This is a genomic window from Xanthomonas prunicola (genome assembly GCF_025266575.1).
Taxonomy (GTDB): Bacteria; Pseudomonadota; Gammaproteobacteria; order Xanthomonadales; family Xanthomonadaceae; genus Xanthomonas; species Xanthomonas prunicola.
Genome location: NZ_CP096142.1, coordinates 4222258 through 4233749, shown reverse-complemented (window position 1 = coordinate 4233749; position 11492 = coordinate 4222258). Strand labels below are relative to the sequence as shown.

Genomic DNA, 11492 nt, shown 5'->3' with positions numbered 1-11492 from the left:
ATTGTTGCCCGAATGGGACGCCAGCGCCAACGTGGCTGCTAAAATCGCCGCCTTTACTGCCGAGCCACCCCTGCCCGTGACCAGCCAAACGCCTTCCAGCCCCTCGCCCATGACCTACCGCGACGCGGGTGTCGACATCGACGCCGGCAATGCATTGGTCGAACGCATCAAGCCGTTGGTCAAGCGCAGCTTCCGGCCGGAGGTGATGGGTGGCCTGGGTGGATTCGGCGCGCTGTTCGACCTGTCGGGCAAGTACAAGGAACCGGTGCTGGTGTCCGGCACCGACGGCGTGGGCACCAAGCTCAAGCTGGCCCAGCAGCTCGGTCGGCACGACACGATCGGTATCGATCTGGTCGGCATGTGCGTCAACGACGTACTGGTGCAAGGCGCCGAGCCGTTGTTCTTTCTGGACTATTTCGCCACCGGCAAGCTCGACGTGGACACCGCTGCGGCGGTGGTCGGCGGCATCGCACGCGGCTGTGAGCTGTCCGGTTGCGCGCTGATCGGCGGCGAAACCGCCGAAATGCCCGACATGTACCCGCCGGGCGAGTACGACCTGGCCGGCTTCACCGTCGGCGCAGTGGAAAAATCGCAGTTATTGGATGGCGCGCAGGTACGCGACGGTGACGTGTTGATCGGCATCGCCTCGTCGGGCCCGCACTCCAACGGCTATTCACTGATCCGCAAGATCTACGAGCGTGCCGGCGCACCGGCCGACCATGTGCTGGACGATGGCACCACGTTGATCGACGCGCTGATGGCGCCGACCGCGCTGTACGTCAAACCGGTGCTGGCGCTGCTGAAGTCGCACGGCGAAGCGATCCACGCCATGGCGCACATCACCGGCGGTGGCCTGACCGAAAACATCATCCGCGTGATTCCCGACGGCCTGGGCCTGGACATCGATGCCAAGGCCTGGACCTTGCCGCCGGTGTTTGCCTGGCTGCAGCGCGAAGGCGCGGTGGCCGACGCCGAAATGTGGCGCACCTTCAACTGCGGGATCGGCTTTGTGCTGATTGCCTCGCCCGAGCAGGCAGCCACGCTGGAGCAGGCGCTGGACGCGCAGTCGCTGGCGCATTGGCGCATTGGTCAGGTGGTGCCGACACACGGTGACGAGCGCGTGCGCATCGGCTGAGCGAGGAATCTGCATGGACGCGTCCCCACTCCCACCGCCGGCGTTGGCGTCGGCCAACGCCGATGACCTGCAGCATCTCAAACTGCTGTCGACCTTCCATTACGTGCTGGCTGGTATCACTGCCCTGTTTTCGTTGTTCCCGTTGATCCACCTGGCCATGGGCATTGCGATCATCACTGGGCACCTGCCGATGGACACTGCCAATCCGGACGCGCCGCCGATGGATCCGCGCTGGGTCGGCTGGCTCTTCGTGATATTTTCGACAGGCTTCATCTGTTGCGGCCTGGCCTTGGCCGGTTTCATGGCCTACGCCGGACGCTGCATCGCGCAGCGCAAACGGCATTTGCTGTGCCTGATCGTGGCCGGCATTTCCTGTTCTTTCATGCCATTTGGCACCGTGCTTGGCGTGTTCACGCTGGTGACGCTGCTGCGTCCGCAGGTCAAGGCTCTGTTCGGCGTCGGTAACGCGGTTGTTTGAGACCTCTGTGAGCAGACTGTTCAATGCACGCACCTGACGCCCGCCTGCGCCTGGCCGTGCTGGCCTCCGGCCGCGGCAGTAATCTGCAGGCCATTGTCGATGCGATCGCCAGTAGGCGCCTGCATGCCGACGTGGTCGGGGTGTTTTCCGATCGCCCGCAGGCGCCAGCGTTGCAGAAGGTCGCGCAGGCGCGGCGCTGGAGCGCCAGCCCGCGCGATTTCTCCGACCGCGCGGCGTTCGATGCCGCACTCGGCGATGCGATCGCTGCGACGCAGCCGGACTGGGTGATCTGCGCCGGCTATATGCGCATTCTGGGCGAGCCGCTGGTGCGTCGCTTCGCCGGGCGCATGCTCAACATCCATCCGTCGCTCCTACCCAAATACCGCGGCCTGCATACGCACGCACGCGCCCTGGAGGCCGGCGATGCAGAGCATGGCGCCAGTGTGCATCTGGTGGTGCCGGAGCTAGATGCGGGGACGGTGATCGCGCAGGCGCGCGTCCCGGTGCTGCCCGGCGACAGCGCCGAGCAACTGGCCGCGCGGGTGCTGGCCCGTGAGCACCCGCTGCTGCTGGCCACGCTGGAGCTGCTCGCCAGTGGCCGCGTCGCGGTGCAGGGCGATGCCGTGCATATCGACGGTCAGTGCCTGTTTACGCCACTACGACTAGAGTCCGCAGACATCGCGTTCGCCTGAATGCGGATACGTTCCCCTCATCCCGTCTCGGACATCCTTGCGGCCCCCGTGCCCGCTACCAGCGCATGAACGTCATCCCGATCGCCGCCGCGCTGTTGACCGTCGCCCTCCTCACCCAGGCTGGCACTGGCCGTGCGCAACAAGCGCCCACCGCGCCCGCACCAGCGACGCCTGCCCCGGTTGCGGCCCCTGCCGCTGCGCCGGCATCGTCAGCGGCCCTGCCCGCGAGCACCTGGACACCGCCGCCGCTGGAGCCGTTCGTGGCGACCTACCAGGCGTTTTACCGTGGCAAGGAGGCCGGCGATGCCACCATGCAGGTCAGCCACGGCGAAGGTGGCCAGTGGCGCATCGACATGTCGGTGCGTGGCCGTAAGGGCTTCGCCAGCATCCTGGGCCTGAACCTGGAACAGAGCACCGTGTTCCGCGTCGATGGCGACACGTATGTGCCGCTGAGCCAGAGCACGGTGCGCAAGGCGATGTTCTTCGGCAAGAAGGTCACCGGCGTCTACAACTGGCAAGCGGGCACTGCGCAGTGGAACGGCGATCTGAAGGAAGATCGGCAGCAGCCGATTCCGTTGCAGCACGGCGACCAAAGCGCGCTGTCGCTCAACCTGTCGCTGATGCGCGATGCGCAGCCCGGGCGCAACCTGAGCTATCGCTATGTCGATGTGGGCAAGGTGCGCAAATACGACTACCGCGCGGCCGATGCCACCGAAGTCGTGCAGGTGGGCGATCTGAGCTACGACGCCCTGCGCGTGTACCGCGTCAACAGCGGCGACAACGAAACCATCCTCTGGATTGCGAACGGAGTCCCGACTCCGGTGCGCATCCTGCAACGTGACAAAGGTGAGGATCAGATCGATCTACGCCTGGTCGAATACCAAGGAGCCTAAGCGATGAAAATCTTCTCCCGCACCAGCGCCGTGATCGCCGCTACCGCATTGGCGATGGCCAGCCTACCCGCCTTCGCCATGCAGCCATTCCAGGCCGACTACTCGGCCAACTACATGGGCATGCAGGCCAATGGCACCATGACCCTGGCCGCTGCCGGCGCGAATAAGTGGCGCTACACGCTCACCATCCAGAACCAGCTGGCCAACCTGACCCAGAGCACGGTGTTCGAAGAGGCCAACGGCCAACTGCGCCCGGTGAGCAGCAACGACACCTCGTCGATGATGGTCAAGCGCCGTAACGTCACCGCCGATTACGATTGGAAGACCAATCAGGCAACCTGGGGCGGCGACATCAAGCCAGACCGCCGCGGCCCGGTGAAACTGCAGCCCGGCGACATGGATGCGCTGCTGATCAATCTGGCGATCACGCGCGATCTTGCCGCCGGCAAGCCGCTCAACTACCGCATGGTGGACGAAGGCCGCATCAAGCCGATGAGCTACAAGGTGGTCGGCAAGGAAACCATCACCGTCAACGGCAAGCAGGAGCAGGCCACCAAGGTGTCGCGCGTGGACGGCGACAAGGAATTGATTGCGTGGGTGGTCAAGGATCTGCCGGTGCCGGCGCGCCTGCTGCAGAAAGAAAAGGGCCAGGACGCGCTGGATCTGACCATCAAGGGCCTGCGCTAAGCGAGATGGGCCTGCCATTGCAGGCGCGTTCCTACCAGAGCATGGGACCCGCTCGGCAGGCACCCTGCCTCCGACAGCGATGAAAAGCCCGGCTGCAAGCCGGGCTTTTCCATTCCGATCGGCGTGCAGCGGAATCTCCGCAGCACGCAGAGGAACTCCTCAGGGCTTGCCGGCGTTCTTGTCATCGCCACTGCTGAACACCGTGCGGCAATCCACGCGAATCTGCTGATCGTTCTTGCGCCAATAAAACAGATCGCAATGGCGCTTGCCTTCGACGGTCTTCTTCACTGCCACTGCATAGAACGATTGCGCGATTTCGTCGCGGCTGGCGGTACCGTCGCCGTTCCAGTCCATGTCCTTGAACTCGACGCCCTGGGTAATGGCCATGCCCACGCTCCAGGCGTAGGCCAGCCACGCCAGGATCAGCACGATCACGCCCAGCAGGATCTTGCGCCGGGTGGTGAAACGGCCGCGCAGGATCATGCGGTGCGCCGGATGGTCGCGCCCAGCGCCCCCAGCTTCTCCTCGATGTTTTCGTAGCCACGGTCCAGGTGGTAGATGCGATCGATGGTGGTGTCGCCGTCGGCCACCAGCCCGGCCAGGATCAACGAGGCCGAGGCCCGCAGATCGGTCGCCATCACCGGCGCGCCGCTGAGACGCTCGGCGCCGCGCACGATGGCGGTATGACCTTCGACCTGGATATCCGCACCCAGACGCAACAGCTCGTTGACGTGCATGAAGCGGTTTTCGAAGATCGTTTCGTTGATCACGCCCACGCCGTCGGCCACGCAGTTCAGCGCCATGAATTGCGCCTGCATGTCGGTGGGAAACGCCGGGTACGGCGCGGTGGTCAGGTTGACCGCGCGCGGACGCTTGCCTTGCATGTCCAGGGTGACGCTGTCGGCGGTAGTGGTAATGGTGGCGCCGGCCTCGGTGAGCTTGTCCAGCACCGCGTCCAGGGTGTCCGGACGCGCACGGCGCACGGTGACGCTGCCGCCGGTCATCGCCGCGGCGACCAGGAAGGTGCCTGTCTCGATGCGATCCGGCAGCACCGCATGGTGCCCGCCGCCCAGGCGCTCCACGCCCTGCACCACGATGCGCGGCGTGCCGGCGCCCTCGATTTGCGCGCCGAGTGCGATCAGGCAGTCGGCCAGGTCGGTGACTTCCGGCTCCATCGCCGCGTTTTCCAGCACCGTGGTGCCTTCGGCCAGCACGGCGGCCATCAGCACGTTCTCGGTACCGGTGACGCTGACCATGTCGAACACGTAACGGCCGCCCTTCAGACGCCCGTTGCTGGTGGCCTTGATGTAGCCGTTTTCCACGCTGATCTCCGCACCCAGCGCCTGCAGGCCCTTGATGTGCTGGTCCACCGGGCGCGAGCCGATCGCGCAGCCGCCGGGCAGCGACACCTCGGCGGTGCCGTAGCGCGCCAGCAGCGGGCCGAGCACCAGGATCGAAGCGCGCATGGTCTTGACCAGCTCATAGGGCGCGACCTGGTGGGTCACCGAGCGCGGGTCGACCAGGATGGAGCGGCCCTTGGCCAAGGTGCCCTCGTCGATGGTGACCTCGGCGCCCAGCTCGCTGAGCAATTTCACCGTGGTGATCACGTCGTGCAGATGCGGGACGTTGCTGATTTCCACCGGCGCGTCGGCCAGCAGGGTCGCGCACAGGATCGGCAGCACTGCGTTCTTGGCGCCGGAAATATTGACTTCGCCGTGCAGCGCTTGGCCGCCGGTCACTACGATTTTTGCCATGGGAATCTAAGAAATCCGAAAATGAAAGGTGTGTCGGGGGATGAGATGAGAGCGTTTCGGCTTGGGTGGGAAGGACGTGGCACACGACGGACAGATCAAACGGCACCGGCCAGGGCGTGGAACGCGCTGGCGCCAGTGACCGGATGCTCGTGGACTGCGAGCGCGGGCCGCCAATGAGTCAGAGTGCGTGCGAATTCCAGCCCTGGTCCAGCCCGCCTGACAGCAAGCGCAGACGACGCGCTCAACCTTCCTCAGGCGTCAGCGTCTTCAGCTGCAGCGCGTGGATCGCCCCGCCCATCAGCTCGCCCAGGGTCGCATAGACCATGCGGTGCCGCGCCAGCGGTGCCTTGCCGACGAATGCAGGGCTGACCACGGTGGCCTCGAAGTGCACGCCGTCGTCGCCGTGCACGTCGACGCGGGCTTCGGGCAAGCCGGATTCGATGAGTTTACGGATGGTTTCGGCGTCCACGGGGCGTTTCCTCATAAAATGAGCGCACATTCTACTCTTCACCCGAGTTCCCGCATGGCTGTCTCGCACCTGCCTTCCGCCACCGTCAGCGATGCAAGCCTGGTCGCCAGCGGCCAGCGCGTGCTGGAGATCGAGCGCGAGGCGCTCGCCAGCGTGGGCGCCCGCATCGGCAGCGACTTCGCGGCCGCCTGCCACCTGGTGCTGGCCTCGCGCGGGCGGGTGGTCGCCACCGGCATGGGCAAGTCCGGCCATGTGGCGCGCAAGATTGCCGCCACCCTCGCCTCGACCGGCACCCCGGCATTCTTCGTGCACCCGGGCGAAGCCGGACATGGCGACCTGGGCATGATCACCGAGGCCGACATCGTGCTGGCGCTGTCCTACTCCGGGGAATCGGACGAAGTGCGCATGCTGCTGCCGGTGCTCAAGCGCCAGGGCAATCCGATCATCGCGATGACCGGCCGCGCCAGCTCCACCTTGGCGCAAGCCGCCGACGTACACCTGGACGTCAGCGTGTCGGCCGAAGCCTGTCCGCTGCATCTGGCGCCCACCTCCAGCACCACCGCCTCGCTGGCGATGGGCGATGCGCTCGCGGTCGCCCTGCTGGATGCTCGCGGCTTCACCGCCGACGACTTCGCCCGCTCGCACCCGGCCGGCAGCCTGGGCCGGCGCCTGCTGCTGCATATCACCGATGTCATGCATGCCGGCGACGACCTGCCCCGTGTGCGCGAAGACGCCAGCCTGAGCGAGGCGTTGATGGAAATGAGCCGCAAGCGGCTGGGCATGACCGCGGTGGTGGATGCCGACGACCGCCTGATCGGCCTGTTCACCGACGGCGACCTGCGCCGCGCACTGGACAGCGATATCGACGTGCGCAGCGCCTGCATCGCGCAGGTGATGACACGCAACCCACGCACCATCGGCGCCGACCAGCTGGCCGCCGAGGCCGCGCGGCTGATGGAGGACTACAAGATCAACGGCCTGATCGTGGTCGATGCGCAGCAGCGCGCGGTGGGCGCATTGAACATTCACGACCTGTTGCGCGCCAAGGTGGTTTAACAGGTTCAGTTTTCAACCGCCGGACCCCGCTCTTACCGATTCGTGCCGATGCCCTATTCTCCTTTGCAGCACCTTCCCGCGGAGCTGATCGAACGCGCAGCGCGTATCCGCCTGGCTTGCTTCGACGTCGACGGCACCCTGACCGACGGTCGCCTGTACTACGACCACGCCGGTAATGAGAGCAAGGCCTTCAACGTGCTCGACGGCCAGGGTCTCAAGCAGCTCGACCAGGCCGGCATCCATGTCGCGCTGATCACCGCGCGCGCCAGTCTGTCGGCGGAAAAGCGTGGCCAGGATCTGGGCCTGCACGTGCAGATCGGGGTGAAGAACAAGCGCATGGCAGTGCTGGCACTGTGCCAGGAGCACGGCCTGTCGCTGGACCAGGTGCTGTTCATGGGCGATGACCTGCCCGACCTGCCCGCCCTGCTCGCGGTCGGCCTGCCGGTGGCGCCTGCCAACGCACATCCGTGGATCGCCGAGCGTGTGCAATGGCATACCCGCGCCCGTGGCGGTGAAGGTGCCGCGCGCGAAGTCTGCGATGTGGTGCTGGCCGCGCAAGGCCAGGTCGAGCGCATCATCGAAGGGTTTTCGGCATGACTTGGAACTGGCGCACCACCCTGGGCGTGGCGCTGTTCGCCGCCGCCGTGATTTCCGGCTGGTCGGCATGGAAGCAACGCGCGCGCCCGACCGCCGCGGCCGTGCAGGAGTCCGGTGCGGACTACATCCTGCGCGACTTCGAGCTGATCGCCCTGGACAAGCAGAGCGGCAAGGAGTCGATGACGCTGCGCGCGCCGGAAATGCACCGCAATCGTGCCGACCAGACCGCAGACATCACCACGCCGGTGTTCCTGATGCCCGACAACGCCAATCTGCCGTGGACCCTGCGTTCCAAGACGGGGTGGGTCAACCCGGACGGCACCCAACTGCGCTTGCGCGGCGATGTCGAGGGCGACAGCCCAACCGGCGGCGCAACCCCGCCGACCACGTTCCGCACCCAAAGCATGGACGTGTTCCCGCAACAGAACATCGCCAAGACCGACGCGCCGGTGACCATGACCCGCCCGGGTATCATGCAGAGCGGCGTCGGCTTTGAAGCCGACCTCAAATCACGCCAGTACAAGCTCCTTTCTCAGGTCAAGACACGCTATGAACCGAATGCTGCCCGCTAACCTGGCGTTTGCCGCACTGCTGCTGCCTGCGCTGGCGATGGCCAAGACCAGCGATCGCAACCAGCCGATGGCGATCGACTCCAATGCCAACGATTGCAACATGCTCGATGACAGCGGCAAGTGCCGTTTCAGCGGCAATGTGGTGATCACTCAGGGCACGCTGGAAATCCACGCCGACACCGCCGATATCTTCCAGAAGAACGGCCAGACCGATCGCGTGGTGCTCAACGGCAAGCAGGCCACGCTCAAGCAGGAGATGGACGACGGCGCCATGATGCACGGCCAGGCCGACAACATCGAATACAAGGTCGCCGACGAGATCATCATCCTGACCGGCAATTACAAGGTCGATTCGCCCAAGGGCACCAACGCCGGCCAGCGCATGGTCTACAACACCAAGACGGGCAACATGCAGAGCGGCGGCGATGGCAGCCGCGTGCGCACCATCATCCAGCCCAAGAACGCAGCGCCTGCGGCGGCGACGCCTGCTCCGGCACCTGCCGCCAAGCCCGCCGCGCCAAGCCGCAGGGGAAGAAGTAATGCTGGTCGCCACCGGTCTGCGCAAGAAGTACAAGCAACGCGAAGTGGTCAAGGAATTCGGCCTCACGCTCGAGGCCGGCGAAGTGGTCGGCCTGCTCGGCCCCAACGGCGCCGGCAAGACCACCTGCTTCTACATGATCGTGGGCCTGGTCGAAGCCGATGCCGGCCGTATCGAACTGGACGGCCGCGACCTCACCGCCGAGCCGATGTACGCACGCGCCAAGCTCGGCGTGGGGTATCTGCCGCAGGAGCCGTCGATCTTCCGCAAGCTCACCGTGGCCGACAACATCCGCCTGGTGCTGGAACTGCGCGAGGAACTGGACAACGCCGGCCGCGAGAAGGAACTGGTCTCGCTGCTCGAAGAACTGCAGATCACCCATGTGGCCGACCAGCTCGGTGCCAGCCTCTCCGGCGGCGAGCGGCGCCGCTGCGAGATCGCGCGTGCGCTGGCGGCCAAGCCGCGCATGATGCTGCTGGACGAACCCTTCGCCGGCGTGGACCCGATTTCGGTCGGCGAGATCCAACGCATCATCATCCACCTCAAGGAGCGCGGCATCGGCGTGTTGATCACCGATCACAACGTACGCGAGACCTTGGGAATCTGCGACCGCGCGTATATCCTCGCCGAGGGGGGCGTGCTGGCGCAGGGGGCACCAGACACGTTGCTAGCCAATCCCGACGTCCGTCGCGTGTATCTGGGGGAAACTTTCCGCCTTTGAGCGCGTCGCCGCGCCCACGATTTTTCCAGTCAGTGCCCGCATGAAAGCCCGGCTTCAGACATCGCTAGGACAGCAGTTGGTCATGACGCCGCAACTGCGTCAGGCCATCAAGCTATTGCAGATGTCCACCACGGAGCTGGAAGTGGAAATTGCCGAAGCAGTGGAAACCAATCCACTGCTGGAATGGGCCGACGAAGCCGCGCATGCGGCCAGCGACACGGCGGTGGAATCCTCGCCGTCAGCGTCCACCGAAGAGCCCCAGCGCGAAGAAGCCGCGCCTGCCGAGCGCGACGACGACTGGTCGCAGGACGAACTGCAGTGGACCGGCTCGGGCAGCGGCGGCAGTTTCGACGACGACGAGTCCGGCGATGCCGCCGAGCGCGTCGCCGAATCCGAAACACTCGCCGATCATCTGTTGTGGCAACTGCATCTGTCGCCACTGTCGCCACGCGACCGCCAGATCGGCGCGATGCTGATCGACGCGTTGGACGAAGACGGCTACCTGCGCGAACCACTGTCGGCCATTCTCGAAACCCTCGCGCTGGGCGCGGTGGTGGACGAAGCCGACGTGCTCACCGTCTTACACCAGATCCAGCGCTTCGACCCGGTCGGCGTGGGGGCGCGCACACTGGGTGAATGCCTGGCGCTGCAACTGGCCGTGCTCGACCCGGCCACTCCGGGCCGCGAGCTGGCATTGCAGATCGTCGCCGGCCCGCTGGAACGGCTGCCGCGTAGCGGCGTGGCCGGCCTGGCCCACGAGCTCAAGCGCTCCACTGCCGATGTCGAACAGGCGGTGCAATTGGTGCGCTCGCTGGACCCGCGCCCGGGCAAGCAGATCGGCGACCTGTCGCAGGACACCTACGTGGTGCCGGACTGCGTGATCTGGCGCCAGCGCGGTGTCTGGCGGGCCTCGCTGGCCGGCCGTTCGCAGCCCAAGGTCACCATCCACCGCGGCTACGAGAACCTGATCCGCAGTTGCGGCGAGTCCGACGCCGGCTACCTGCGCGGCCAGCTGCAGGAGGCGCGCTGGCTGCTCAAGAGCCTGGAGGCGCGCGGCGAGACCCTGCTACGGGTGGTGCGCTGCCTGCTGCAACATCAGGCCGGGTTCCTGGAATTCGGTGCGCAGGCGCTGCGCCCGCTGACCCTGCGCGAGATCGCCGGCGAGCTCGGCCTGCACGAATCCACCATTTCCCGCGCCATCTCCCGCAAATACGTGCGCACCCCGCGCGGCACCATCGCGCTGCGTTCGTTCTTCGCCTCCGGCATCGACACCGACAGCGGCGGCGAGGCCTCCAGCACGGCCATTCAGGCCATGATCCGGCGCCTGATCGATGCGGAAAACCCGCGCAAACCCTTGTCTGACGCCAAGCTGGCAGATCTGCTGAAAACATCCGGCGTACCAGTGGCGCGGCGCACCGTTGCGAAGTATCGTGAGGCCATGAACATTTCCGCCTCCCACGAACGCGTACGCATCGCCTGACGTTGCAACCACCGCAACGCCGGCCTGCGCCGGGTGAGTCGGATCACCGGAACGGTTCATTGGCCCACCGACCAATGGAGGTATCCGATGCGTATCGAGACGTATGGCCACCAGCTTGAAGTGACCCCCGCCCTGCGGGAATACGTGGCAAGCAAGCTACAGCGACTGCAGCGCCATTTCGACCAGCACTGCGAAGTTCGAACGCAGTTGGCCGTTCGCAAGCCGGACCACCACGTGGTCGCCACCGTCAACCTTCCCGGTCGCACCCTGCACGCAGATGCCAGCGGCTCCACCATGTATGCGGCGATCGACCTGCTGGTCGACAAGCTCGACCGCCTGGTGCTCAAGCACAAAGAAAAGAAATGTAACCACCACGCCCGCGAGGTGCGCGACAATCCCGCATGACGCTTCCCGCTTGAT

The 11492-nt window shown here is 65.8% G+C and carries 14 protein-coding genes and 1 pseudogene; 12 read left to right on the top strand and 3 right to left on the bottom strand.

Translation table 11 applies throughout. The features are described from left to right. Window position 1: 1 nt before the first annotated feature. From purM to M0D43_RS18035, 5 genes are all read left to right on the top strand, one after another. Window positions 2–1135, top strand: a complete 1134-nt coding sequence (gene purM, locus M0D43_RS18055; RefSeq protein ID WP_252162460.1) for a phosphoribosylformylglycinamidine cyclo-ligase — start codon at window positions 2–4, stop codon at window positions 1133–1135. A 13-nt stretch (window positions 1136–1148) separates the two neighbouring features. Next, entirely contained in the window at window positions 1149–1613 is a 465-nt protein-coding gene (locus M0D43_RS18050) for a hypothetical protein (RefSeq protein ID WP_252162459.1), read from the top strand. A gap of 23 nt (window positions 1614–1636) precedes the next feature. Then, a complete protein-coding gene (gene purN / locus M0D43_RS18045; RefSeq protein ID WP_252162458.1) occupies window positions 1637–2305 on the top strand; it encodes a phosphoribosylglycinamide formyltransferase in 669 nt (222 codons plus the stop codon). A 65-nt stretch (window positions 2306–2370) separates the two neighbouring features. Further along, window positions 2371–3198: a DUF3108 domain-containing protein gene (locus M0D43_RS18040; protein ID WP_252162457.1), complete on the top strand. Its 828-nt coding sequence runs from the start codon at window positions 2371–2373 to the stop codon at window positions 3196–3198. 3 nt (window positions 3199–3201) lie between these two features. Beyond that, a complete protein-coding gene (locus tag M0D43_RS18035) occupies window positions 3202–3885 on the top strand; it encodes a DUF3108 domain-containing protein (RefSeq protein WP_101361652.1) in 684 nt (227 codons plus the stop codon). 159 nt (window positions 3886–4044) lie between these two features. Here M0D43_RS18035 and M0D43_RS18030 read toward each other — a convergent pair whose 3' ends face one another. From M0D43_RS18030 to M0D43_RS18020, 3 genes are all read right to left on the bottom strand, one after another. Next, the gene (locus tag M0D43_RS18030) at window positions 4045–4368 is read right to left on the bottom strand and encodes an EF-hand domain-containing protein (protein ID WP_252162456.1); all 324 of its coding nucleotides are present in this window, start codon (window positions 4366–4368) and stop codon (window positions 4045–4047) included. After that, window positions 4365–5639, bottom strand: a complete 1275-nt coding sequence (gene murA / locus M0D43_RS18025) for a UDP-N-acetylglucosamine 1-carboxyvinyltransferase (RefSeq protein ID WP_252162455.1) — start codon at window positions 5637–5639, stop codon at window positions 4365–4367. The genes M0D43_RS18030 and murA overlap by 4 nt, the downstream gene beginning before the upstream one ends. Before the next feature lie 241 nt (window positions 5640–5880). Then, on the bottom strand, window positions 5881–6108 hold the full coding sequence (locus M0D43_RS18020) for a BolA family protein (RefSeq protein WP_019301635.1): 228 nt from the start codon (window positions 6106–6108) through the stop codon (window positions 5881–5883). A 54-nt stretch (window positions 6109–6162) separates the two neighbouring features. On the opposite strand from M0D43_RS18020, the gene M0D43_RS18015 reads away from it, so the two are divergent. From M0D43_RS18015 to hpf, 7 genes and pseudogenes are all read left to right on the top strand, one after another. Then, entirely contained in the window at window positions 6163–7164 is a 1002-nt protein-coding gene (locus M0D43_RS18015; RefSeq protein WP_260807429.1) for a KpsF/GutQ family sugar-phosphate isomerase, read from the top strand. Window positions 7165–7212: 48 nt separating this feature from the next. Continuing rightward, on the top strand, window positions 7213–7761 hold the full coding sequence (locus M0D43_RS18010) for a KdsC family phosphatase (protein WP_053503098.1): 549 nt from the start codon (window positions 7213–7215) through the stop codon (window positions 7759–7761). Next, window positions 7758–8333 carry an LPS export ABC transporter periplasmic protein LptC gene (lptC, locus tag M0D43_RS18005; RefSeq protein WP_260807428.1) on the top strand — a complete coding sequence of 192 codons (576 nt, stop codon included), beginning with the start codon at window positions 7758–7760 and terminating at the stop codon, window positions 8331–8333. Before M0D43_RS18010 ends, lptC begins: the two co-directional genes overlap by 4 nt. Further along, window positions 8311–8873, top strand: a pseudogene (lptA, locus tag M0D43_RS18000) (lipopolysaccharide transport periplasmic protein LptA). Before lptC ends, lptA begins: the two are co-directional and overlap by 23 nt. Next, on the top strand, window positions 8873–9592 hold the full coding sequence (lptB, locus tag M0D43_RS17995) for an LPS export ABC transporter ATP-binding protein (RefSeq protein ID WP_008572666.1): 720 nt from the start codon (window positions 8873–8875) through the stop codon (window positions 9590–9592). The pseudogene lptA and the gene lptB overlap by 1 nt, the downstream one beginning before the upstream one ends. A 40-nt stretch (window positions 9593–9632) precedes the next feature. Then, on the top strand, window positions 9633–11072 hold the full coding sequence (locus tag M0D43_RS17990) for an RNA polymerase factor sigma-54 (protein ID WP_101361659.1): 1440 nt from the start codon (window positions 9633–9635) through the stop codon (window positions 11070–11072). Window positions 11073–11159: 87 nt separating this feature from the next. Continuing rightward, window positions 11160–11477 carry a ribosome hibernation-promoting factor, HPF/YfiA family gene (gene hpf / locus M0D43_RS17985; RefSeq protein ID WP_005913379.1) on the top strand — a complete coding sequence of 106 codons (318 nt, stop codon included), beginning with the start codon at window positions 11160–11162 and terminating at the stop codon, window positions 11475–11477. The last annotated feature ends 15 nt before the right edge of the window (window positions 11478–11492 follow it).